The organism is Methylobacterium sp. 1030 (assembly GCF_040544715.1).
GTDB lineage: Bacteria > Pseudomonadota > Alphaproteobacteria > Rhizobiales > Beijerinckiaceae > Methylobacterium.
This window is the reverse complement of record NZ_JBEPKM010000007.1, coordinates 231283-253667: the sequence shown is the minus strand read 5'-3', so window position 1 is coordinate 253667 and position 22385 is coordinate 231283. Positions and strand designations below refer to the sequence as shown.

Sequence of the window (22385 nt, the reverse complement as noted above, 5' to 3'; positions counted from 1 at the left end):
GAGCGGCGGACCGCGCCCGGCCGGAGACGGTCCGGCGGGATATCGAAGCCCTCGGTCCGTGGGGGAGGGGCTTCCAACCGTCGAACCCCGCGCTCACGGGTCGCCGCGCTCCGCATTCTCCGCGGTGCGCGCGCATGCCTCGGTCGGTTCGGGGCCGACCAGAGCTTGGACCGCCTCACCGAATCGCCTCCGCGCCGCAGGATCGAGTCGGCCCAGGTGGACCCCGACCAGCATCAGCAGCCGCTCCGTCTCCCGCTCGATGGCCGGACGGTCCACAGATCCGCAGTGATCGGAACCGTAGAACGCCTCGATCGGCAAATCGAGGGACTGCGCAATCCTGTTCAGCGCGCGCGCGGCGGAGGATTCCACCTTCGGGTCAGCAATCGTCCGCAGGAATTCGAGTCCGTTCTCATCCATGGCGGCCCCTCGAATCACTCGCGACGGGGGAAAATTTCCCAACCATGACAAGAGGTGCCCCCGTGAAGGGGTATTCGCAAGTGAACTCTTTGTCATTTCGCCGGAAGATTGGTACGGAGCTAGACATTCGAGCTTCGAGCCGCCCGGGGGGACCGTCCACCATGCGCATCAACGTCATCGATGGCTACGCGGAGAACGCCGACCGTCTCCGGGCGGCTCTCGAAGCCTCGTGCGTTGTGGGAGCCTGGGAGTGGGACCACGTCCGCGGCGTGGTCGTCTACGACGCGGGCGCGGCCCGGTTGCTGACCGGCAATCCCGACCTTGCCGACCGTCCGATCAACGGGCCGATGGCTCTGGCCGCGGTGCATCCCGAGGACATGACGTGGTTGATGGACCACATGCTCCGGGCCGTCCGGTCGAGCGGGCTGGTCCTTGCCGAGTACCGCGTGTTCAAGGCGGACGGCACCGTGCGCTGGCTCCTCAGCCGGGGGCGGACCCATCGGAACGAGGACGGCGAGCCGCAGCGCTCGCACGGCATCCTGATGGACATCACCGAGATCCGCGACGGCGGCGACCGCTACGTGGTCAGCAGGCCCATGGCGGGCGGCGACCCGCTGGAGCGGGCGGCCGACCTCGCCGTCGCGCTCAAGGAGACGCTCACCGACGACATGCCCGCGGAGGTGCGGGCGGCCGCCGACCTGATGCTGCTGGGTCTGGGCCGTGCCCTGGCCCGCCGGATGACGCACTGAACCGCCCCTCCCGGGCCGCCCAGATCCCGCGCGCCGGAGAGCGAATCTTCGAGGCTGCGGACCCGCCTTGCAGGCACGAACCCGCCGGGACTTGGCGGTCCGGACCGGAGAAACCGGGGCGCATGCGGACGCACGTGGCATAAGGAAGCCGTTAAGACTTCGCGCGGGCGCATCGAAACGCCTGGACGGCGGCAACCGTCAGTCGAACAACCCGACGACGGAGCGGAATGCATTTTAATCCCGGCCCAGATGGACAAAAATACATCCGCCGGACACGGAAAAGCGGCCCCGGAACCGTGGCCGGGGACTTGTGTCGCGGCTTCGGGCGCAACATATTCCCGACCGAGGCGCCAGCCCGGCGCCAGAGGTCCTGCGTGGGCCTCGACCGAACACCACGCTGAGAGAGCCTCCGCAAGGAAACTCCCATGGCATTCGAGAACAGCCCCTTCCGGTACGGCGCCCAGCAGCCGACCGGCTACGCCGGCACCCAGGTCGAGGTCGATCAGGGCCTGCGCACCTTCATGCTCGGCGTCTACAACAACATGATCGTCGGGCTCGGCATCTCGGGTCTCGTCGCGCTCGGCCTGAACATGGCCTCCGTGGCGGCCTACCAGGGCACCCGCCCGATCCTGACCCCGTTCGGTCAGACCCTCTACCTCAGCCCGCTGAAGTGGGTCCTGATGCTCGCCCCGCTGGCGTTCATCTTCGTCTTCTCCATGCGGATGGACCGGATGTCGGCCTCGTCCGCCCGGACGATGTTCTGGGCCTTCGCGGCGGTGATGGGCGCCTCGATGTCCTCGCTCCTCCTGGTGTTCACCGGGGGCAGCGTGGTGCAGGTGTTCTTCATCACGGCGGCGGCCTTCGGCTCGCTCAGCCTGTGGGGCTACACCACCCGGCGCAGCCTCTCCGGCATGGGCTCGTTCCTGATGATGGGCCTGATCGGCATCATCCTCGCGTCGCTGGTGAACATCTTCTTCGCCTCGTCGGCCCTCCAGTTCGCCATCTCGGTGCTGGGCGTGCTGATCTTCGCGGGCCTGACCGCCTACGACACCCAGAAGCTCAAGGAGATGTATCTCTACGGCGGCTTCGACGGCGAGATGGCGGCCAAGATGTCGGTGAACGGCGCCCTGACGCTCTATCTCGACTTCATCAACATGTTCCAGTTCCTGCTGAGCTTGATCGGCGACCGCCGATAAGACAGCCCGAACAAGACGGGACGAGGGAACCCCGGCGGGACACCGCCGGGGTTTCTTTTTGCCTGGCCGCCGCGCGCGGATGCGCTAGGCTCGGGCCATGCCCGCGCTCTCCGACCTCTCCGGCCTCTCCGCTTTCCCGATCACCCCGAGCGACGCAGACGGCCGCGTCGACGCGGAAGCGCTGCGCCGGTTGCTGGAGCCCCTGGCGGCCGCCGGGGTCGACTCGATCGGCCTCCTCGGCAGCACCGGGACCTACTTATACCTGAGCCGCGAGGAGCGGCGCCGGGCGGTGGCGATCGCCGCCGAGGCCGTGGCCGGACGGGTCCCGCTCCTCGTCGGCATCGGCGCCCTGCGCACCGACGAGGCCGTCCGCCTCGCGCAGGACGCGCGGGCGGCCGGCGCGGATGCCGGGCTCCTCGCCCCCGTCTCGTACACGCCGCTCACCGAGGCGGAGGTCGAGGCGCATTTCGCGACCGTAGGGGAGGCGGGCGGCCTGCCCCTCGTCCTCTACGACAACCCCGCGACCACGCATTTCCACTTCACGCCGGCGCTGATCGGCCGGATCGCCCGCCAGCCCGGGATCGTGGCCGCCAAGTGCGCCGCGCCGGAGCCGGCGCGGGCCGCCTCCGGGATCGCGACCCTGCGGGAGGCCGTCCCGGCGGGCTTCCCCATCGGGTTCAGCGGCGACTGGAACGTCACCGAGGCGCTGATCGCCGGCGGCGCGGCGTGGTTCAGCGTGGCGGGCGGCCTGTTCCCCCGGACCTGCCTGGCGATCGTCCGGGCCGTGGCGGCGGGCGAGACCGAGCGGGCCCGCGCCCTCAACGCCGAGCTGGAGCCCCTCTGGAGGCTGTTCCGGACGCATTCCAGCCTGCGGGTGGTCTACGCCCTGGCCGATCTCATGGGCCTGTGCCGCGCCGAGCCGCCGCGGCCGATCCGGCCCCTGGCGCCGGAGACGGTGGCCGAGATCGCCGCGACCGTCCGGCGCCTGTCCCTGTCCTGAGCGGGCGCCGTCAGACCGCCGCCGGTGCCGGTTCCAGCACGGCGATCACCCGGGCGAGCTCGGTGCCGCGCTTCAGGATCTGGCCGCTCGCGGCGACGACGGCGTAGGCCCCCTGGCGCCGGGCGAGCTTGGGATCCTTCTCGATGCGGTAGAGCGGCATCTCGGAGGAGCGCCGGTAGATCGAGAACACCGCCTTGTCGCGGCGGAAATCGAGGGCGTAGTCGCGCCACTCGCCCGCGGCGACCTGCCGGCCGTAGAGGTTGAAGATCGTGCGGAGCTCGTCCCGGTTGAAGGCGATCTGCGGAGGGGCCGCGCGGGCGGGGAAGGGGATGACATGGCCCGCCGCTTCGTCGGGCCTCGACCCGGCGCTCGTCCTCTCGGTCATCACGGCTCCCGTGCATCGATGCTTTGCCGGATGATGGGCCTCGCCGCCGCGGCCCGCAAGGGTCGCGCGCGCCGTGTCCCGCGAGACACGCCCAAGCGACAAAAAACACGGTTTGGCCCGATTCACGCCTTTTGCAGGCCGCGTTGCGGCGCGACAACAGGCGTCGAACCTCGCCGGGTTCTGCCCGGTCGGCGACCGACACCCAGCTCCCCAGCCATCGGTCGCCGCTCGGGATCCCAGGATCCGGCACTCCGAGGTTTCGAGACCCAAGACTTCAGGCCGCCCCTCGGGCGGCCTTTTTTCCGTTTCCCGTCGGGCCGGGGTTGCGGCTATGCCAGCCGCACCATGGGCCCGCCCGCCTTCGACGCCGCCTTCCTGCACGACCTCGACGCGCTGTTCGCGTGGCGCCGCGACGTGCGCCGCTTCCGGACGGATCCGGTCGACGAGGACGCTCTGCGCGCCTGCCTCGCGGCGGCCCACCGGGCCCCCTCGGTCGGCAACAGCCGGCCCTGGCGCTTCGTGCGGGTCGCGGATCCGGGACGCCGCCGCGCGGTCGCGGAGAACTTCGCCGGCTGCAACGAAGCCGCGGCCGCGGGCTACGCGACCGATCGGGCCGCGCAGTACCGCGGCCTGAAGCTCGCCGGCCTGCGGGAGGCGCCGGTCCATCTGGCCGCCTTCTGCGACGCGGCCACCGAGACCGGCCTCGGCCTCGGCCGGGCCAGCATGCCGGAGACCCTGGCCTACTCGGTGGTGGGGGCGGTGCAGTGTTTCTGGCTCGCCGCCCGGGCCCGCGGCCTCGGCGTCGGCTGGGTCTCGATCCTGGAGCCGGAGGCGGTCACGGCGATCCTGGCCGTGCCGGAGACGTGGCGGCTCGTGGCCTATCTCTGCGTCGGCTACCCGGTGGAGGAGCATCTCGACCCGGAACTGGAGCGCCACGGCTGGCAGTCGGAGGATCGGCGCGGGAGCGAACTCCACGAGCGCTGAGACGCGCGCGGAGCGGCGGCCCCGCCGCGCGGCAACGGCCCGTACACTCTGGTTCGTGGTTGCTCTTTTACCGTGCCCCGCGGATCCGCAGAATGACCCCGCGTCAACCATAGCTTTTCTCGGAACGGTAAGCTCGGCCGGGGATTACTTGCCCGCGTCTAGTCTAGCTTTGCGAGGATCGCGGTGATGTCGGGTCGGGTGGCGGCTCTATTCGGTTTGGCCGGCGCGATGCTGGCCGGTTGTTTCCAGGCGGCGCAGGCGCGCGAGATCGTCCCCTTCGCCAACGGCGTCGCGCCGGGCTCGGTGGTGATCAGCGTGTCGCAGCGCAAGCTCTACCTGGTGAACGGCGACGGCACGGCGATCCGCTATCCCGTGGCGGTGGGCCGTCCCGGCAAGCAGTGGTTCGGCATCAAGCCGATCGACGGCAAGTACGTCGCCCCCGCCTGGTCGCCCCCCGCGGAGGTGAAGCGCGACAACCCGCGGTTGCCGAACCTCATCGCGGGCGGCTCGCCGCACAATCCCATGGGGGCGGCGGCGATGACGCTCGCGGGCGGCGAGTACGCGATCCACGGCACCAACCGGCCGAACTCGGTGGGCACCTACGCGTCCTACGGCTGCATCCGGATGTACAATCAGGACGTGGTCGACCTCTACGCGCGGGTCGATGTCGGCACGCAGGTCTACATGACCCACTGAGGCCCGCCGGCCTCACCCGGCCGGCGGCGCGGTCGCCTCGACGGCCGTGAAGGTCTCCAGGATCCGGTAGGTGTGCGCGGCGCCGGCCGGCACGCAGTAGGAATCGCCCGGCGCGAGCGCCACGGTCTCGCCCTCCAGCACGAGCTCGGCCCGGCCGCTGATGACGTAGCCGACCGTCTCGTGCGCCGAGGTGGTCATCGGCTTGTCGGCGTTGGGCTCCTCGGCCCGCCACATCCGCATGCCGAGCCGCTCGCCGCGGGCGAGGTGGATCTCGCCGTGCGGGCCCGCGGCCGCGCTCCGGGTCGATACTGTCGTCGCCATCGTCGCCTCCCTCCGGTGAACCTCGCCAACGGGGCCCGGCGCCCGACGTTCCGCGCCCGACAGCGCGACACGTTCGGCAAGCCCCGCGCCGGCGCGCCGCTTGACGGCCCGCGGCGCGCCCCGACAGGATGACGCACCGGTCCGAGAGGCGCCCGACAGAGGCGCGGGCCGGCGCGGCGTGCGCGATCCCGCCCGGATCCGGCGCGTCGGCGGACGACCCGGATCGGGAGGGACGCGCCATGCAGATCAAGGCGGCGATCGACAGGATTCCCGGCGGCCTGATGCTAGTGCCGCTCCTGCTCGGGGCCCTGTGCAAGACCTTCGCGCCGGGCGCCCCGGCCTATTTCAAGGGCTTCACGCAGGGGATCATGACCGGCGTGATCCCGATCCTGGCGGTCTGGTTCTTCTGCATGGGCGCCTCGGTCAGCCTGAAGGCGACCGGCACGGTGCTGCGCAAGTCCGGGACGCTGGTGGCGACCAAGCTCGTCGCCGCCTGGGCGATCGTGCTGGTGGCCGGGCTGTTCATCCCGCCCGAGGGCATCCAGACCGGCTTCTTCGCCGGCCTGTCGATCCTGGCGATCGTCTGCGCGATGGATATGACCAATGGCGGCCTCTACGCCTCGCTGATGCAGACCTACGGCAGCCGCGAGGAGGCCGGCGCCTTCATCCTGACCTCGATCGAGTCCGGCCCGCTGATGAGCATGATCATCCTCGGCGCCTCCGGGGCGGCGCATTTCGAGCCGCAGATCTTCGTGGGCGCGGTGCTGCCCTTCCTGGTCGGCTTCGCCCTCGGCAACCTCGACCCGAAGCTCCGGGCCCTGTTCGCGCCCGGCGGCCAGCTGATGATCCCGTTCTTCGCCTTCGCGCTGGGGAACACGGTCGACCTCAACAACCTGCTCTCGCCGCTCGCGGGGCTCGGCATCGTGCTGGCGCTCGCGGTGATCGTCCTGACCGGCATCCCGCTGATCCTGGCCGACCGGGCGATCGGGGGCGGGACGGGCACGGCCGGCTTGGCCGCCTCTTCCACCGCCGGGGCGGCGGCCGCCAACCCGCTGGCGATCGCCGCCGTCGCCCCGCAATTCGCCCCCTCGGCGCAGACCGCCACCGTGCTGGTGACGATCTGCATCATCGTCACCTCGATCCTCGTGCCGATCCTGACCGGGCTCTGGTACCGGCGCTTCGGGGCTGGCGTCGCGGAGGCCCGGGCCGAGGAAGAGGCCGGCGCGCCGCTGGCGGTCCCGGCCGAGTAGGCGCCCCGCGGCGGGTCTCTCAGAAGTCGACCGCGAGGCCCTTCACCTCCCAGTCGTCGTAGCGGACCGGCTCCAGACCGCCGCGCCCCTGGCGCTCGGGCTTGGCGCTGATCTCGGCGGCCCGGGCGTCGATCGCCGCGCGGCGCTCGGCGGCCTCGGCGAGGGCGCGCTGCGCCGCCGGGCTGAGGATGCGGGGCGGGGCGGCGCCGTCTCCGGCCTCCGCGGCCGGGTCCTGTCGGTGCGGGTCCTGTCGGTGCAGGTCTTGTGCGGTCGGCTCTTGCATCGCGCTCGCTCGGGTGTGAGGGCGTGGGTCGGGAAGACGTCGGATCTGGAGCAGAAGTGGCATCGCGGGACACAGGCCGCAACACGCGGAACGCAGCGGCACCGGGCGGGACCGGTCCGGACATCGCGGGACTGGGCGCGCGCCGCGCGGCGATGCAGGCGGTCGCGGCCCTGATCGGCCAGGAGCGCCCCCCCGCCCTCGACGACGCCCTCGCCCAGGCGATCCGCGCCGAGGCGCTGGCGCCGGCCGATGCCGGGCTGGCGCGGGCCATCGCGGTGGCGACCTTCCGCCGCTACGGTCTGATCCGCGCCGCCCTGGCCGCGCGGCTCGAGCGCGGGCTCCCCGCGGCCAAGCCGCAGCTCACGGCCCTGCTGGCCACCGCGGCCGCCCAGATCCTCGACCTCGCGGTCCCCGACCACGCCGCGGTCGACCTCGCCGTGCGGCTCGCCAAGGCGGATACCCGCACGGCCCATCTCGCCGGGCTCGTCAACGCGGTGCTGCGCCGGGTCGCCCGCGAGCGCGACGCGATCCTGGCCGCGGACGCCGACGCCCTGGCGGTCAACACCCCGGACTGGCTCGCCCGCCGCTGGGTCGCGGCCTACGGGCCCGAGCGCGCGGCCGAGATCGCCCGCGCCCACCTCGCGGGGGCCGCCATCGACCTGACGCCGCGGGGCGAGCCCGCCGACTGGGCCGCGCGGCTCGGCGCCGTGACCCTGCCGACCGGCTCCCTGCGCCTGCCCGAGAACGGCATGGCTATTCCCGAGCTGCCGGGCTTCCAGGAGGGAGCGTGGTGGGTCCAGGACGCCGCCGCGGCGCTGCCGGCCCGGCTCCTGGCGCCGCGGGACGGCACCTGCGTCCTCGACCTCTGCGCGGCGCCCGGCGGCAAGACCCTGCAGCTCGCCGCCACCGGCGCCCGGGTCACGGCGGTCGATCGGTCCGCACCGCGGCTGGAGCGCCTGCGCGAGAACGTCGCGCGGCTCGGCTTCGCCGTCGACGTCGTGGTCGCCGACGCCCTCGCGCTGGAGCCGCAGGACCACGACGCCGTGCTGCTCGACGCGCCGTGCTCGGCCACCGGGACGATCCGGCGCCATCCGGACGTGGCCTGGACGAAGGCCGAGGCCGATATCGGGCGGCTCGCCGCGCTCCAGGCGAAGCTCCTCGACCACGCGGCCGGGCTGGTGCGGCCGGGCGGCCTCCTCGTCTACTGCACCTGCTCGCTGGAACCGGAGGAGGGCGAGGCGCAGGTGGCGGCGTTCCTGGCCCGCGATCCCCGCTACGCGCGGGTGCCGGTCCGGCCCGAGGAGGTCGGCGGCGCCGCGGCGCTGATCGACGACCGCGGCGACCTGCGCACGCTGCCGTGCCACCTGCCGGAGTTGGAAGGCGCCCGCGGCGGCCTCGACGGCTTCTTCGCGAGCCGCCTCCGGCGGGCGGACTGACCGGTCGCCCGCCTCCGCCCCGTCATTCCGGGGCGCCGCAAGCGAGCTCGGAACCCGGACCCGCCGACGGTGCGTTCCCGATCGTGTTGCGAAGGCCCGGGAGACAGGAGTCTGCCGGTCGGCACAGCCGCGCCGCGACGCGATCCCTCTCTCGCACGGGAGAGGGACCCGCGCCCGCCTCTCACATCGTTTCCGGGTCATGGGATCGGTTCCGCCGTCCTCGCGAGCGGAGCGGAGCGGGGCAGGGTCGCGCCCCGCTCACTGACGTCGCGCCGCCCTGGGTCGCTTCGCTGCGCTCGCGATGACGGAGAGGCGCGTCAACCGGGGCGCGGCTCGGCTTCCCTTGACAATGTTCCTATTTTGTGCTTCCTGACCGCACCTGTCCGCGGCGGCCCGGGAGTGATCCCGGGCCGTCCTTCGGGGGCCCGCCCGGTGGCTGACCGTGCGGGTCCGGGGACGGGGCGGCGCCCGCGTCGGTGGCTCTCAGCCGCCATCGCCCCGGGCGACGGACCGGTGCGGGGCGTGCCTCGGACGCGGGCGTGAGACCGGGCGGCACTCTGCCCGGCGGGGTGAGGAAATGCCCCCGCGCCGACCCGCCTCTGGGCCGACCCTGAGCGACCTGCGGACCCGCCCACTACGAGGCGGGGGACGGCTGGAAGGCCACGGCGCCGATGCGGGTTCCGGAGGTGCGGGCACGGCGTGCGAGTACGGCGTGCCTGCACCTCGACAGAGACCGCTAACGGGGAGTCGCAGGACCGGGACGTCGGAGACGTCGCGACGAGACAGACGGCACCGGCCGGGGACCATGCCCGGTCGATGCCGCGGGGCGCCGCGGGGATCGGATCCCGCGCGTACTTGGCCGACACCTGGGTTCCCGCGGCGTCCCGCGTCCCTCGTGCTCGCCTCCCGGGCCATGCCCCCGGCGCCAGTCGGCGCGCGGGGACGATCACGCGTGTCCGCGAGCCTCAGCGTTTCGCGCCCGAATCGGCGCCGGAGCGCCCCCCGGCCGGAGCGGGCGCTCCGGCCCGCGGCGACCCGCGACCCCTGGAAAGTTGACGGCGGCCCGGCGGACTGCCATCCGCCCGTCCGACACGTCCGCCCGCCCGCGACATCCTCGAGTCCGAAGAGCCCATGACCGACCTGATCGAGACGATCCGCCGGACGCTCGTGCCGATCCACAAGGAGGGCTATCCCTTCATCCTGATCGGCATCGTGCTGACGGTGCTGGCCGGCTACTTCTCCCAGTTCTTCGGCTGGATCTTCCTGATCCTCACCCTCTGGGTCTGCTACTTCTTCCGCGATCCGGAGCGCGTCACCCCGGTGGCGGACGGGCTCGTGATCTCGCCCGCCGACGGGCGCGTGAACCTCATCGCCACCGTCCTGCCGCCGCCCGAGCTCGACCTGCCGCAGGTGCCGACCCTGCGCGTCTCGGTGTTCATGAACGTGTTCGACTGCCACGTGAACCGGGTGCCGGTGGCGGGCCGGATCGGCCAGATCCACTACACGCCGGGCCTGTTCCTCAACGCCGAGCTCGACAAGGCCAGCGACGACAACGAGCGCAACGGCATGGTCATCGAGACGACCCATGCCGGCCAGCCGAAGCGGGTCGGCGTGGTGCAGATCGCCGGCCTCGTGGCCCGGCGCATCGTCGGCTTCGTCGCGGCGGGCGACGTGCTCGGCGTCGGCGAGCGGTTCGGCCTGATCCGCTTCGGCTCGCGGGTGGACGTGTACCTGCCGGCCGGCTCGACCGTGCTGGTCGGCCTCGGCCAGAAGGCGGTGGCCGGCGAGACGGTGCTGGCCGATCTCGGCGGCGGCCCGGAGCGGCTGTTCAAGCGGATCTGAGGCGGCCATGGACGATCTCTTCCCGCCCTTCGCGCCCGATCCGAACGAGCCGCGGCCGCGCCGGTTCAAGCCGGTGCCGTTCCGGATGATCGCGCCCAACATGATCACCCTGATGGCGCTCTGCCTCGGGCTGACGGCGATCCGGCTCGCCTTCGAGGGCAAGTTCGAGCCCGCCGTCATCGCCGTGGTGGTGGCCGGCGTGCTCGACGGCATCGACGGGCGGGTGGCGCGGCTGCTCAAGGGCACGTCGCGCTTCGGCGCCGAGCTCGATTCGCTCGCCGACTTCGTGAATTTCGGCTGCGCCCCGGCCCTGATCCTCTACGGCTTCGTGCTGTTCCACCTGAAGTCGGTGGGCTGGATCGTGGCGCTGATCTTCGCCATCGCCATGGCGCTGCGCCTCGCACGCTTCAACGCGATGCTGGACGACCCGAACCGGCCGGAATGGAAGAAGGACTTCTTCGTCGGCATGCCGGCCCCGGCGGGGGCGCTCACCGCGATGCTGCCGCTCTACCTGCACTTCCTGGGCTTCGGCATCGAGACCTGGGCCGCGCCGGCGGTCCTGATCTACGTGCTGTGCATCGCCCTCCTGGTGGTCTCCACGGTCCCGACCTACTCGGGCAAGACCATGGGCAAGCGGGTACCGCGCAGCCTCGTCCTGCCGATCTTCCTGTTCGGCGTCGCGGCCTTCGGCATCCTGATCAGTTACCCGTTCGAGGCGCTCGTGGCGGTGAGCGGCGGCTACCTGCTGACCATCCCGGTCGTCGCCGCCCAGTATCGCCGGCGGCTCAAGGCGGAGCCGGCGCTCCCGGCCGGGGAGCGGCCCGCGGCCGGGACGGACGCGCAGCCCGAGAGCGCCACGGAGGCGCGGCCGCCGGCCGTCTAGCTGGACAGGGCGCTGGCCGCCGCGGGATTCTCCCCTACCTTGGCAGCGTTCGTGGAGAAGGTTCCGGAGATGCTCGAGGAATTCAAGAAGTTCGCGCTGCGCGGGAACGTGGTCGATCTCGCGGTCGGCGTGATCATCGGCGCGGCCTTCGGGGCCATCGTCAATTCGGCCGTGCAGGACATCTTCATGCCGGTGATCGGCGCGGTCACGGGCGGGCTCGATTTCTCGAACTACTACATCCCGCTCTCGTCCAAGGTGCAGGCCGGCCTGCCCTACGTGGACGCGAAGAAGCAGGGCGCCGTCCTCGGCTACGGCCAGTTCCTGACGCTGACGCTCAACTTCGCCATCGTCGCCTTCGTGCTGTTCCTGGTGATCCGGGCGATGAATCGTCTGCAGCACGCCGAGGTCAAGAAGCCCGACGAGGTTCCGGCCGACGTGAAGCTGCTCTCCGAGATCCGCGATCTGCTGGCGACGAAGCCCCGCGTCTGACGGCTCAGCCCGCGCGCGTGTCGTCGTCCGACGGCTTCACCCCGAAGGCGTCGAGGATCTGGTCGAGGGCCTGCCCGACGGCGCCGGTGCCCTCCTCGTGGGTCTTCAGGCGGGTCTCGAGCCTGCGGATCTGCGGCTCGAACGCGTCCGGCACCGGGTCGTCGCCCAGGAAGCGCGGCTTGTCGGTCCCGACCGGCAGGACGCTGCGCAGCTGCTGGCCGAGATGATCGCGCACCGGCTCGGGGAGCGTGGATTTCGGATCGGTGGGAGTGTCGCTCATGATCGCCTCACGGGTCGAACCGTTCCTCAACGGCCGGACGGATGAAGCGTTGCGCCGGCGGCCGCGTCTGCGGGAATGCCCCCGGAGCCAAGCTCCGGGGGCGTTCGGGCCGGCACGAGACCGGCCCAGGGTCTTAGTCGATGACCTCGACGATGCGGTGACCGCGGTCGACCAGCACCGGGCGGTCGTTCACTACGGTGTAGCGGTAGCCCGGCTGCACGCGGTACTCGCTCGGCACGTCGTAGTAGGTCACGCCCGAGTTCGGCAGGGTCGTGCCGACGGCGACGCGGCCGTCGTAGTCGTACGAGCGGACGTTGCGCTCGCGGACGTAGCTGCGGAAGCGCGGGGCCATGTCGACGCCGAGGATGCCGCCCACCGTGCCGGTGGCCGCGCCGACCGCGCCGCCGACGATGCCGCCGATCGGGCCTGCCGCGTCGGCACCCGCGGCGGCGCCGCGCTCGGCGCCCGGGATGGTGCCCTGGGCCTGGGCGGCCAGCGGCAGCGAGAGGGCGAGGGCCGAGGCGGCGATGAGGGTCTTGAAGGTCATGCGGTGCGTCTCCGTTCCGTGGTGTTTCGCCGCGCGGGCGCAGCGAAGCTCGGGCCGGTAACGCCCGATCCCCGGAATCGGATGCATCTTTTTTTGTGGAGCGCCGGCCCGCGGCGGCCTGGGCGCCTACGCGTCCTTGGGCATCGCTGACTGGATGAACCGGTCGGAGCCGAGATCCTCCTCGTCGTAGCCCAGAAGCTCCGCGAGGCGGCCGCGGGCGCGGCTGACGCGGCTCTTCACGGTGCCGACCTTGCAGCCCATGATCGTCGCGGCCTCCTCGTAGGAGACGCCCTCGGCGCCGACCAGCACCAGCGCCTCGCGCTGGTCCGGCGGCAGCTTGGCGAGCGCCGACTGCAGGTCCTCGACGTCGAGCCTGTCGCCCTGGTGCGGCGCGGTGGCGAGCCGGGCCGCGTAGGACCCGTCCTGGTCCTCGACCTCGCGGACCCGCTTGCGATGGTCCGAGTAGAAGATGTTGCGCAGGATCGTGAACAGCCACGCGTTCAGGTTCGTCCCCGGCTGGAAGCGGGCGCGGTGCTGCCAGCCCTTCAGCAGGGTGTCCTGGACGAGGTCGTCCGAGCGGGCCGGGTTCGAGGTCAGCGACAGCGCGAAGGCGCGCAGCGACGGCACGGCCGCGAGCAGGCCGTTGCGGAATTCGGGCTCGATCGCCTCGCCCCGGGCGCGCAGCGCCGCCTCGAGCTTCTCGATCAGCTCGGCGAAGCGGGACGGCAGCGTCTCCTCGCCGATCCGGTCGTAGACCGTGCGCAGGTGCTCCCCGAGATGCGTGCGGATGCCGGGCGCCAGGTTCGGGCGGCCATCCCGAGTCCCGTCCTCCTGGGACAGGACGGTGTCGGTGTCGTCGCGGGTCATGCGTATCGCGCTCGTCAACTCATCGTGGCTCGACCTGTGGTCCCGAGCGGGTCGAGGCGGAGCGCTTGCCGGCTCGAACCGGTAGTGAGGTCCGGCCGATGCGCTCCTGTTACCAGGATTCTAGCGCATCGGCCGCGGCCATGCACCCTCGGGCAAAACACACTTAAGCTAAGTTGGCCGGTCTCAACAGCCGGATCGCTCCGTCGCGCAGGGTCAGGACGTCGCCGCGGGCGAGATCGGTCCAGCACTCGTCCCGGGTCAGCGCCTGCGTGGCGATGACCGTCACCACGTCGTGCTCGGTGGTCTCCTGGGCGAAATCCACCTGCCAGTCCTCGTCGATCAGGGTGGCCTTCCCGAAGGGCGCGCAGCGGGTGAGATAGCAGAGGCGCTTGCCGCAATGGGCGTAGAGGGTGCGGCTGTCGGTGAGCAGCATGTTGAACACGCCGAGCGCGTGCAGCTCGCCCGCGAGGTCGGCCACCGCCCGGTCGAGGGTCTCGGGGCGGGGCAGGGCGCGGAACCGGGCCTGGAGACGGCCGAGCATCCAGCAGAAGGCGTGCTCGCTGTCGGTGGAGCCGATCGGCATGAAGCCGCCCAGCGGCAGCCGCTTCACGCCCTTGAGCTGACCGTTATGCGCGAAGGTCCAGCGGCGGCCCCACAACTCCCGGGAGAACGGGTGGGTGTTCTCCAGGCTGACCCGGCCGCGATTGGCCTTGCGGACATGGGCGACGACGATCCGGCTCTTGATCGGCATGTCGCGCAGGAGCCGGGCGAGCTGCGAGCGGGCGCTGGGCTCGGGCTCGTGGAAGCTGCGACAGGTGCGGCCGTCGTAGAAGCTGATACCCCAGCCGTCGGCGTGCGGCCCGGTCTCGCCGCCGCGCCGGGCGAGGCCCGCGAAGGAGAAGCGGATGTCGGTCGGCACGTTGGCGCTCATGCCGAGCAGTTCGCACATCGTCTTTCAGCCGGGCCATGCGGGGAAGCGGCCCCGTTTAGGAGCGTTCGGCCGTCCCGACAACGGCTTTCGCGCGGGTCAGCGGGCGAGATAGTCGGTCAGCGTCATGCCGACCATGATGGCGACCCAGAAGAAGCCGAGCCCCGAGAACAGCCGGATCAGCGGCGGCTCGTGGATCACCTCCATGGAGACGAGGAGGATCAGCGCCACCATCACGGCGACGACCGCGAGCTCCACGATCCAGACCTGCGCGAAGGGGAGGGTGGCGCCCAGCGTCACGTTGACGGCGAGCAGGGCGAGCAGCGCCAGGAAGGTGAGGACGGGCGTGCGCAGGCGCTTCCGGAGCAGGGCGCGGTCGTCGGCGCTCAGGGTCGCGAGGGGGTTCCGCATCCTACCGGTTCACCACGTAGAGGATCGGGAAGGCGAGGATCCAGACCAGATCGATGAAGTGCCAATACAGGCCGTAGACCTCGATCCAGTTCTGGTGCCGGGCGAGGAACCCGGCCCTGGCGGCCATCCACGTCATGCCGAGCAGGAGCGCGATGCCGGTGAACAGGTGCAGCGCGTGGAGCAGCGTCGCGACGTAGTAGAGGTTCACGAACAGCCGCGCCGCCGGCGTCTCGGCGAGGGCGAAGGGCCTGTCGCTGAGGAACGGCATCATGTGCTCGGCCCAGTCGGCGTAGTACTCATAGCCCTTGAGCACGAGGAACAGGCCGCCCAAAGCCGCGGTCGCCAGCATCGCCCGGACCATGGCGCGCTGCCAGCCCATGCGCGAGAACTCGATCGCCATCGACATGGTCAGGCTGGAGCAGATCAGCACCACGGTGTTGGTGGCCCCGATCCAGAACTTCAGGTGCTTGGCCGCCGCGACCGTCGCCTCGGGGTGCTGGATCCGGGTGATCAGCGCCACCAGGAACAGGGCCGCGAACAGCAGGAGCTCGGTGATCAGCCACGCCCAGATGCCGAGCGTCGCCGCCTCGCGCTGCTGCGCCACGCTCTCGAAATGGTGGGCGCGGGCGACCCCGACGCCGTCGGCGAGGGGCTCGCTCATCCGTGCTGGTCCCGGGCTTCCTGGGCCTGGATCGGGTAGTCGTAGGGGATGCGCGGCACCTCCGGCGGGGACAGGAAATTGTGCGTCGGCGGCGGGGACGACGTCTCCCACTCGAGCCCCTTCGCGTTCCACGGGTTGGCGGGCGCCTTCCGCCCGAACCAGAGGGAGTAGACGAGGTAGAGCATCGGGAAGAGGTAGCCCGCCGCCAGGATCGTGGCGCCGGCCGAGGACAGGACGTTCAGGAGCTGGAACTCGGCCGGGTAGGTCGCGTAGCGCCGCGGCATCCCCAGATAGCCGAGGATGAACTGCGGGAAGAAGGTCACGTTGAAGCCGAGGAAGATCAGCAGCGCCGAGACCCGTCCCCAGGGCTCGCTGTACATCCGGCCGGTGAATTTCGGCCACCAGAAATGCAGCCCGCCGAGGAAGGCCAGCACCGTGCCGCCGACCATGATGTAGTGGAAGTGCGCGACCACGAAGTAGGTCGCGTGGATGTGCTGGTTGATGGCGAGCGTCGCGAGGTAGAGCCCGGTGAGCCCGCCGAGCACGAACAGGCCGATATAGCCCATCGCGTAGAGCATCGGCGTGTCGAGGCGCAGCGCCCCCTTATGGATCGTGGCCGTCCAGTTGTAGACCTTCACGGCCGAGGGCACCGCCACCGCGAAGGACAGGGCGGAGAACACCAGCGAGGCCAGGTCGCTCTGCCCGTTGACGAACATGTGGTGGCCCCACACGAAGAAGGTCACCGAGGCCAGCCCGATCGACGCGTAGGCGACGAAGCGGTAGCCGAACAGCTTCTTCTGCGCGAAGGCCGGGACGATCTCGGAGATCACCCCCATGCCGGGCAGGACCATGATGTAGACGGCCGGGTGCGAGTAGAACCAGAACAGGTGCTGGAACAGCACCGGGTCGCCGCCGTAGGCCGGGTCGAACACGCCGATGTGGAAGGCACGCTCCGCGATCAGCAGGATCAGCGCGGTGGTGATGACGGGGGTGGCGAGCAGGAAGATCAGGCTGGTGGCGTAGTGCGACCAGACGAAGATCGGCAGCTTGAACCACGTCATGCCGGGCGCCCGCATGGTGTGGATCGTGACCACGAAATTGAGCCCGGTCAGGATCGACGAGAAGCCCACGATCGTGACGCCGATCAGCGCCGGCAGCACCCAGGTGTTCGAGAAGGCGGTGGAGAGCGGCGCGTAGAAGGTCCAGCCAGTGTCGACGCCGCCGAGCACCACCGAGACAAGGGTGAACAGGGCGCCGGCCATGAACACGTACCAGCTCGTCAGGTTGAGCTTCGGGAAGGCGAGGTCCTTGGCCCCGATCATCAGCGGGATCAGGAAGTTGCCGAAGGTCGCGGGGATCGACGGGATCAGGAAGAACCAGACCATCACCACCCCGTGGATGGTGAAGGCCTTGTTGTAGGTGTCGTTGGTCATGATCGCGCCGTTCGGCACGACGAGCGCGAGGCGCACCACGCCGGCCGCCAGGGCCCCGATCACGAAGAAGCCGGTGATCGAGGCGAGGTAGAGGATCGCGATGCGCTTGTGATCGGTGGTGAGGAACCACGAGCGCAGGGTCGATTCCGCGTGCAGGTAGTCGGATTTTCGCCCGATCGTGGATTCCGGGGCGTGGGGTTCCCGGCGGGCGGTGCCGCCGACGCTGCCCGATGCGCTCATCGTGTCGCTCCCGGCAGCGCCGCGTCCGCGGCCTTGCCGGAGGCCGGACCCGCGTAGGATTTCAGGAAATCGATCAGTGTGCCGAGTTCGTCCGCCGGGATCCGGCCGGCGAAGCTCGGCATCACCTGCTTGCCACCGCCGGCGAGCCGGTCACCGTTCGGGTTCAGGATCTTCTCGCGCAGCCACGCGTCGTCGGCGGTGACGGTGCGCCCGTCCGCGAGCTTGACTTGGCTGCCGTAGAGGCCCGCGAGGCTCGGCGCCTTCACGGACGAACCGGGGTCGTGGCAGCCGGCGCAGCCATAGGCCTCGTAGAGCGCCCGGCCCGCCGCGACCTTGCCCTGCTGCGCGCCGGCGTGGGTCAGCCAGTCCTGGTAGTCGCCGGGATTCATGAAGGTGACCTCGCCGCCCATCACGGAATGGTCGGTGCCGCAATATTCCGAGCAGTAGAGATGGTAGGTGCCGGTCTTCTCGGCCTTGAACCACAGGTCGGTGTAGCGGTCGGGCAGGGCCGCCACCTGCATCCGCACGGCCGGCAGGTAGAGGGCGTGGATCACGTCCTGGCTGATGATGTGCAGCCGGATCGGCTGGCCGATCGGCAGGTGCAGGTTGTTGATCTCGGACTGGCCCGTCGGGTGCTGGAACTTCCACATCCACTGCCGGCCGATCACCTCGACCACCATGGCGTCGGGGGGCGGGTTCTTCGACTCGACGAACAGCCGGGCGCCCCAGACGAAGAAGATCAGCGTCAGCAGGAACGGGATCAGCATCCAGCTGATCTCGATGAGGTTCGACCGGATGCCCGAGGGGCTCCGGTCCGCCTCGGAGCCCTCGCGGTAGCGCAGGGCGAAGTAGGTGATCGCCACGAAGACCGGCACGGTCAGCAGCAGCGTCAGCACCGTGAAGGCCAGGATCAGCCAATCGGTCTCGATCGCCGTGGCGGAGACCGCGGCGGGCCAGAGCTGGAGGGAATCGTGGCTCGGCGTCATCGCGCAGCGGGCTCCGCCGGTTCGAGGGAGCGGCCGACGGTCAGGTCCATGGCGCGCCCGATCGGGATGCGGGCGCGAGTGTGGGCCTCGTCCCGGTAGCCGTAGCCGGAGAGGCGCGCCGCGGCCTCGGCCCGCTCGCGGTCGAGGTCGGCGTAGGGGTCGGCCTGCAGGTTCGGCGGCGGCGGCGCCAGCCGCGTCGTCTGCTGCGGCGTCAGGGCGGGCAGCGCCCGGCGCTGGCTCGCCGCGAAGGTGCCCATCAGCCAGACCATCGCGCCGACGACCGCCAGCGCCGCGAGCGCGAGGCCCGCCATCACCAGCACGGTGTTGCGGACGTTGACGTCGCGCGTCTCGTGCCCGGGATCGTCGGGATGGCGCTGCGTGTTGGCCGCCGGGCGCGGCGGCCGCCCGTTCAGGAGGCCGCTGCCGCGCAGGGTCAGCCCCGCGAGGATCGCCGGGATCAGGCCGGTGGGTCCGTCCGCGCTCATGCCGGCCTCCCGGCGCGGCGGGCGGTCGAGGCCGCGCGGTCAACGCGCGGACGCATCAGCGGGCGCAAAGCGGCCGCGAGGCAGGCCACGGCGCCGGCGGCCAGCACGTCGCTCGGCCGGAGGACGAAGCGGTCGCGCACCGCCGGGGTGACCAGCCAGAACATCTCCAGGGCGTGGACGGCGAGCGCCGCGCCGGCCAGGATCCGGGTGGTCGGGCGGCCCGGCCGCAGGGTCGCGAGCCCGGCCAGGACCACGACCGCGCCGGCCACGATCGCCAGTGCCCGCCCGACCCAGCCGCCGCGGGCGAGGTACCACGCCACCTCGGGCGGCAGGTTGGCCGACCAGACGATCAGGAACTGCACGAAGTGCATGTAGGCCCAGAGGCCGAGGAGCACGACGAGGGGGACGAGCCGGCCCCGGCCGGGGGCCGTGCGGCCGCGCCCCACGGGCTCCGGCTCCTCCCAGGCCAGCAGGATCGCCGCCGCGAAGGCGAGGCCGCTCCACGCCGTCATCACCAGGAGACCCAGGAGGGTGGAGTCGAGCCGCGGATCCAGGGAGGCGACGACGTCGGTGACGAACAGCGTGCCGATGACCGCGTGCAGGCCCACCGCCGGCACGGTCCGCCCCTCGCCGGGCGCGTCGAACGGTCTGGCGAAGCGCAGCGCCAGCCAGGTCCAGGCCGCGAGGTAGGCGATGACCCGGACCGCGAAGAACGGCACCGTGAACCACAGGGCGGCCAGCGGCGTGCGCGCCGGGGCGCTCACCCACGGATAGAGCAGGGGCGCGGCGGCCAGCAGCGGCAGCGCCAGCACGGCCGCGACCGGCATCAGCGCCGTCAGCCGGCGCAGGCCCGCCAGCATCTCGATGCCGCCGCGCTCGCGGACCCGCTTGCCGAAGCGCTCGGCCACGATGACCACCGGCAGGGCGCCGACCGGCAGGGCGAGGAGGACCAGCCACGCCGCGAGATACGAGGCCGCGGCTCCGCGCCAGCCGCCCGCGATCAGGCAGACGGCCAGGAGGATGAGGCCGGCGAGGCCGAGCAGGGCGGGGCGCCTCACCGCGTCGCCTCCAGCCGCGCGCGATCCGCCTCGGGCAGGCTCGCCACCGGGGCGTCCTGGCTGAGCTGGAGGGCGCGGACATAGGCGACGATCGCCCAGCGGTCGGCGGAGGGGATCATCTGGGCCATGCCGAACATCGCCTTCCGGCCGTTCGAGATGGCGTCGTACAGGTCGGACGCGGAGGCCGCGCGCACCGGCCCGGCGGTGAGGTCGCCGGCATGCGGAAAGCCCCGGGCCACGATCATCCCGGCGCCGCGGCCGTCCTGCCCGTGGCAGGGGGTGCAGAACACGCCGTAGCGCTCGCGGCCCTGGTCGAGCAGCGCCCGGCTGATCGCCTGCGGCTGCGGCGCCGCGCGGGCCGGATCGCTCCGCGGCACGGTGCCGGCCACCGGCTGGCGCATCGTGATCTCGCGGGGGAAGAACGGGTTCTTGTCCCAGGTCTTGGCCCGCGCCTGATCGGCCATGTCGGCCTCGCCACAGGCGGCGAGCGGCGCGAGGGCCAGGCAGGCGAGGAGGGCGCGCGGCCCGGCGCGGCGGGCGGTGCGGCGGACGACGCGCCTCATCGCGGGATCCGCCGGATCTCGAGGGGGCGCCCGGCCTCGGCCGGCAGGGAGGCGAGCCGCCGCTCGATCCGCGCCGCGTCGAACCGGTCGCCCCGCGCCTCGGCGGAGAGGAAGAACCGGTCCTCCGAGGCGCGCAGGAAGCCCGGGATGTTGAAGGCCGGGTGGTTCAGGCGCGGCAGGCGGTTGAGCACGAGGAGCGCGAGGTGGATCGCCACGCAGCCGGCCATCATCGCGAAGGAGACGCTCGGGACCACGAAGGACGGCCAGGACAGGCGCGGGCGGCCGCCGATCAGGAACACGTAGTCGTAGGCCGTGGCGTAGATGCACAGCGCGAAGAAGCCGAAGCCGCCGAGCAGGGCGCCTGCCAGGGCGTAGGGCAGGATCGAGCGTCCCTCCAGGCCCAGGGGCCGCAGGGTGCGGGGCATCGGCACCGGTCCGTGCCCGTCGAGATGGACGTGGTCCGGGCCGATCCCGGAGACCGCCTGGAGGGCGGCGGCGAGGTCGCCCTGGCTCGCGAAGGTCGCGGACACGCCCCACAGGGGCGCGGTGACCGGGTTCTCCTCGGGGCGACCCGTGGCCCCGGACGCGGCCGCGCGGGCGGCCTCCTGCGCGGCCGGCGACGCCGTCAGGGCGAGGCGGCGGCTCTCGACGATCGAGACGGCCGGCAGGTAGCGCAGGAACAGGAGCAGCAGGGTCAGGAACAGCCCGATCGAGCCCGCGAAGGTGGCGATGCCCCAGATGTCGGTCGTGTAGGGCAGCCTCGAGGAGGGCAGGAAGTCCTGCGTCAGGGTGACGACCAGGACCATGACGTGGTCGGCGTAGGCACCGATCGCCACGAGGAGCCCCACCGCCGCGATCGCCGGCGGCGCCGTGCGGGCGCGGGCCGACCACAGGATCTGCGCGGGCAGGACGAGGCACAGGACCGCCATCCAGGACACCAGGGCGTGTTCGCCGGTCATGCGCCGGACCAGGACGCCGCGCCCCTCGGCGTCGCCGTTGAGGAAGGTGTCGAAGTACTCGGCCGCGTAGCAGTAGGCGCTGGCGCAACCGAGGCAGAGCAGCAGCCGCCCGAGGACGTCGAGATGGCGGTCCGTCACCAGGGCGTCGAGGCCGTAGACGAGGCGGATCAGCATCACGGTCACCGCCGTGACGCCGACGCCCGAATAGACCGCGTTGACCAGGAAGCTCACCGGCAGCAGCGTGCTGTGCCAGCCGGGCATCAGCGAGCCCGCCAGCATGACCGAGGCCCCGGTCTGGACCGAGACCACCAGCAGCACGCCGAGGAGCGCCACCGTCCGGTAGGCCTGGACCCAGATCTGCCAGTGGGCCGCCGAGCCGCGCCAGCCCGAGGCGAGGATGCCGTAGACCTGCGCGCGCAGGAGGGCGAGCTTGCGGGTCGGCGCCTTCGCGTCGAACTGGCGGAGCGCCTCGACGTGGGCCCGGTCGCGCAGCGTCGCGAGGTCCGGCAGCAGGCCGATGAACCAGAGGCTGACGCAGATCACCAGGAACGACACGATGTCGATCGCGTCCCACAGGAGCGGCGAGCGGAACTGCGGCCAGAGATCGTAGGTGTTGGGGTAGGGCAGGTTCCAGAAGAAGAACCAGGGCCGCCCGAGATGGATGATCGGGTAGAGGCCGGCGGCCGCGGTGGCGAGCAGCGCCAGGGTCTCGGCGACGCGGTTCACCGCCCCGCGCCACTCGGCGCCGAGCAGGAGCAGGATCGCCGAGACCAGCAGGCTGCCGGAGGCGACGCCGATCCACCAGTCGTAGCTCGCTATGTCCAGCGCCCAGACGACGGCGTTGTTGTTCGCCCAGATGCCGGGGCCGGCGTAGAGCAGGTAGCCGAGGGTGAGGACGAACAGGCCGAGGAGCGAGGCGGCCCCCGCGAAGGCGATCCACCAGCGGCGGTTACCGGGATGCGTCAGCGGGATCTCCGCGACCGCGCCGCCGATGTCCTCGAGGGTCGCGTCGGGCCGGATCAGGGCGCCGGACATG

26 protein-coding genes are annotated in these 22385 nt (G+C 71.7%); 10 read left to right on the top strand and 16 right to left on the bottom strand.

Annotation, left to right across the window (positions count from 1 at the left end):
• Positions 1 to 93 precede the first annotated feature (93 nt).
• Positions 94 to 417, bottom strand: a complete 324-nt coding sequence (locus tag ABIC30_RS12470; RefSeq protein ID WP_354455255.1) for a hypothetical protein — start codon at positions 415 to 417, stop codon at positions 94 to 96.
• Between the two features lie 161 nt (positions 418 to 578).
• Here ABIC30_RS12470 and ABIC30_RS12465 point away from each other — a divergent pair, with 161 nt between their 5' ends.
• The 3 genes from ABIC30_RS12465 (at position 579) to ABIC30_RS12455 (ending at position 3362) form a co-directional block, all read left to right on the top strand.
• Positions 579 to 1166 carry a PAS domain-containing protein gene (locus ABIC30_RS12465; protein ID WP_354455253.1) on the top strand — a complete coding sequence of 196 codons (588 nt, stop codon included), beginning with the start codon at positions 579 to 581 and terminating at the stop codon, positions 1164 to 1166.
• A gap of 425 nt (positions 1167 to 1591) precedes the next feature.
• Positions 1592 to 2362, top strand: coding sequence for a Bax inhibitor-1/YccA family protein (locus ABIC30_RS12460; RefSeq protein WP_020095346.1), 771 nt, complete (start codon positions 1592 to 1594; stop codon positions 2360 to 2362).
• A 97-nt stretch (positions 2363 to 2459) separates the two neighbouring features.
• Positions 2460 to 3362 carry a dihydrodipicolinate synthase family protein gene (locus tag ABIC30_RS12455; protein ID WP_354455251.1) on the top strand — a complete coding sequence of 301 codons (903 nt, stop codon included), beginning with the start codon at positions 2460 to 2462 and terminating at the stop codon, positions 3360 to 3362.
• A gap of 10 nt (positions 3363 to 3372) precedes the next feature.
• Here ABIC30_RS12455 and ABIC30_RS12450 read toward each other — a convergent pair whose 3' ends face one another.
• On the bottom strand, positions 3373 to 3747 hold the full coding sequence (locus ABIC30_RS12450) for a DUF2794 domain-containing protein (protein ID WP_020095348.1): 375 nt from the start codon (positions 3745 to 3747) through the stop codon (positions 3373 to 3375).
• 345 nt (positions 3748 to 4092) lie between these two features.
• Between ABIC30_RS12450 and bluB the strand changes: the two genes are divergently transcribed.
• Together bluB and ABIC30_RS12440 are read left to right on the top strand one after the other, a co-directional pair.
• A complete protein-coding gene (bluB, locus tag ABIC30_RS12445; protein ID WP_354455250.1) occupies positions 4093 to 4731 on the top strand; it encodes a 5,6-dimethylbenzimidazole synthase in 639 nt (212 codons plus the stop codon).
• A 186-nt stretch (positions 4732 to 4917) separates the two neighbouring features.
• Complete coding sequence (locus ABIC30_RS12440) at positions 4918 to 5427, top strand: L,D-transpeptidase (protein ID WP_020095350.1); 510 nt, start codon at positions 4918 to 4920, stop codon at positions 5425 to 5427.
• A gap of 12 nt (positions 5428 to 5439) precedes the next feature.
• Here ABIC30_RS12440 and ABIC30_RS12435 read toward each other — a convergent pair whose 3' ends face one another.
• On the bottom strand, positions 5440 to 5748 hold the full coding sequence (locus ABIC30_RS12435) for a cupin domain-containing protein (protein ID WP_354455249.1): 309 nt from the start codon (positions 5746 to 5748) through the stop codon (positions 5440 to 5442).
• 239 nt (positions 5749 to 5987) lie between these two features.
• Between ABIC30_RS12435 and ABIC30_RS12430 the strand changes: the two genes are divergently transcribed.
• The gene (locus ABIC30_RS12430) at positions 5988 to 6998 is read left to right on the top strand and encodes a 2-keto-3-deoxygluconate permease (protein ID WP_020095352.1); all 1011 of its coding nucleotides are present in this window, start codon (positions 5988 to 5990) and stop codon (positions 6996 to 6998) included.
• 19 nt (positions 6999 to 7017) lie between these two features.
• Here the strand turns inward: ABIC30_RS12430 and ABIC30_RS12425 are convergent, their stop codons facing one another.
• Positions 7018 to 7281 carry a DUF1674 domain-containing protein gene (locus tag ABIC30_RS12425; RefSeq protein WP_354455248.1) on the bottom strand — a complete coding sequence of 88 codons (264 nt, stop codon included), beginning with the start codon at positions 7279 to 7281 and terminating at the stop codon, positions 7018 to 7020.
• Between the two features lie 56 nt (positions 7282 to 7337).
• On the opposite strand from ABIC30_RS12425, the gene ABIC30_RS12420 reads away from it, so the two are divergent.
• The 4 genes from ABIC30_RS12420 to mscL all read left to right on the top strand — a co-directional run bounded on the left by ABIC30_RS12420 (position 7338) and on the right by mscL (position 11931).
• Positions 7338 to 8717: an RsmB/NOP family class I SAM-dependent RNA methyltransferase gene (locus tag ABIC30_RS12420; protein ID WP_354455246.1), complete on the top strand. Its 1380-nt coding sequence runs from the start codon at positions 7338 to 7340 to the stop codon at positions 8715 to 8717.
• 1131 nt (positions 8718 to 9848) lie between these two features.
• The gene (locus ABIC30_RS12415; RefSeq protein ID WP_020092368.1) at positions 9849 to 10559 is read left to right on the top strand and encodes a phosphatidylserine decarboxylase; all 711 of its coding nucleotides are present in this window, start codon (positions 9849 to 9851) and stop codon (positions 10557 to 10559) included.
• A 7-nt stretch (positions 10560 to 10566) separates the two neighbouring features.
• The gene (locus tag ABIC30_RS12410; protein WP_354455245.1) at positions 10567 to 11442 is read left to right on the top strand and encodes a CDP-alcohol phosphatidyltransferase family protein; all 876 of its coding nucleotides are present in this window, start codon (positions 10567 to 10569) and stop codon (positions 11440 to 11442) included.
• Positions 11443 to 11511: 69 nt separating this feature from the next.
• Positions 11512 to 11931: a large conductance mechanosensitive channel protein MscL gene (gene mscL / locus ABIC30_RS12405; RefSeq protein ID WP_100252875.1), complete on the top strand. Its 420-nt coding sequence runs from the start codon at positions 11512 to 11514 to the stop codon at positions 11929 to 11931.
• Between the two features lie 4 nt (positions 11932 to 11935).
• On the opposite strand, the gene ABIC30_RS12400 is transcribed toward mscL, so the two are convergent.
• The 12 genes from ABIC30_RS12400 to ABIC30_RS12345 all read right to left on the bottom strand — a co-directional run bounded on the left by ABIC30_RS12400 (position 11936) and on the right by ABIC30_RS12345 (position 22384).
• Positions 11936 to 12211 carry a hypothetical protein gene (locus ABIC30_RS12400; RefSeq protein ID WP_020092371.1) on the bottom strand — a complete coding sequence of 92 codons (276 nt, stop codon included), beginning with the start codon at positions 12209 to 12211 and terminating at the stop codon, positions 11936 to 11938.
• Positions 12212 to 12344: 133 nt separating this feature from the next.
• Positions 12345 to 12758 carry a DUF1236 domain-containing protein gene (locus ABIC30_RS12395; RefSeq protein WP_020092372.1) on the bottom strand — a complete coding sequence of 138 codons (414 nt, stop codon included), beginning with the start codon at positions 12756 to 12758 and terminating at the stop codon, positions 12345 to 12347.
• Positions 12759 to 12884: 126 nt separating this feature from the next.
• Positions 12885 to 13625 (bottom strand): NepR family anti-sigma factor, encoded by a 741-nt coding sequence (locus ABIC30_RS12390; protein ID WP_020092373.1) that lies wholly within the window; start codon positions 13623 to 13625, stop codon positions 12885 to 12887.
• Between the two features lie 163 nt (positions 13626 to 13788).
• Positions 13789 to 14574 carry a class II glutamine amidotransferase gene (locus ABIC30_RS12385; RefSeq protein ID WP_020092374.1) on the bottom strand — a complete coding sequence of 262 codons (786 nt, stop codon included), beginning with the start codon at positions 14572 to 14574 and terminating at the stop codon, positions 13789 to 13791.
• A gap of 78 nt (positions 14575 to 14652) precedes the next feature.
• Positions 14653 to 14964: a hypothetical protein gene (locus ABIC30_RS12380; protein WP_020092375.1), complete on the bottom strand. Its 312-nt coding sequence runs from the start codon at positions 14962 to 14964 to the stop codon at positions 14653 to 14655.
• A gap of 1 nt (position 14965) precedes the next feature.
• Positions 14966 to 15625, bottom strand: a complete 660-nt coding sequence (locus ABIC30_RS12375) for a cytochrome c oxidase subunit 3 (protein ID WP_056523414.1) — start codon at positions 15623 to 15625, stop codon at positions 14966 to 14968.
• Entirely contained in the window at positions 15622 to 17298 is a 1677-nt protein-coding gene (locus ABIC30_RS12370) for a cytochrome c oxidase subunit I (RefSeq protein ID WP_056523416.1), read from the bottom strand. The genes ABIC30_RS12375 and ABIC30_RS12370 overlap by 4 nt, the downstream gene beginning before the upstream one ends.
• Positions 17295 to 18284, bottom strand: a complete 990-nt coding sequence (gene coxB, locus ABIC30_RS12365) for a cytochrome c oxidase subunit II (protein ID WP_056523418.1) — start codon at positions 18282 to 18284, stop codon at positions 17295 to 17297. Before coxB ends, ABIC30_RS12370 begins: the two co-directional genes overlap by 4 nt.
• Positions 18281 to 18769: a hypothetical protein gene (locus tag ABIC30_RS12360; protein WP_354455243.1), complete on the bottom strand. Its 489-nt coding sequence runs from the start codon at positions 18767 to 18769 to the stop codon at positions 18281 to 18283. Before ABIC30_RS12360 ends, coxB begins: the two co-directional genes overlap by 4 nt.
• Positions 18766 to 19827, bottom strand: coding sequence for a hypothetical protein (locus ABIC30_RS12355; protein WP_354455242.1), 1062 nt, complete (start codon positions 19825 to 19827; stop codon positions 18766 to 18768). Before ABIC30_RS12355 ends, ABIC30_RS12360 begins: the two co-directional genes overlap by 4 nt.
• A complete protein-coding gene (locus ABIC30_RS12350) occupies positions 19824 to 20390 on the bottom strand; it encodes a c-type cytochrome (RefSeq protein ID WP_354455240.1) in 567 nt (188 codons plus the stop codon). The genes ABIC30_RS12355 and ABIC30_RS12350 overlap by 4 nt, the downstream gene beginning before the upstream one ends.
• The gene (locus ABIC30_RS12345) at positions 20387 to 22384 is read right to left on the bottom strand and encodes a quinol:electron acceptor oxidoreductase subunit ActD (RefSeq protein WP_354455238.1); all 1998 of its coding nucleotides are present in this window, start codon (positions 22382 to 22384) and stop codon (positions 20387 to 20389) included. Before ABIC30_RS12345 ends, ABIC30_RS12350 begins: the two co-directional genes overlap by 4 nt.
• Position 22385 lies beyond the last annotated feature (1 nt).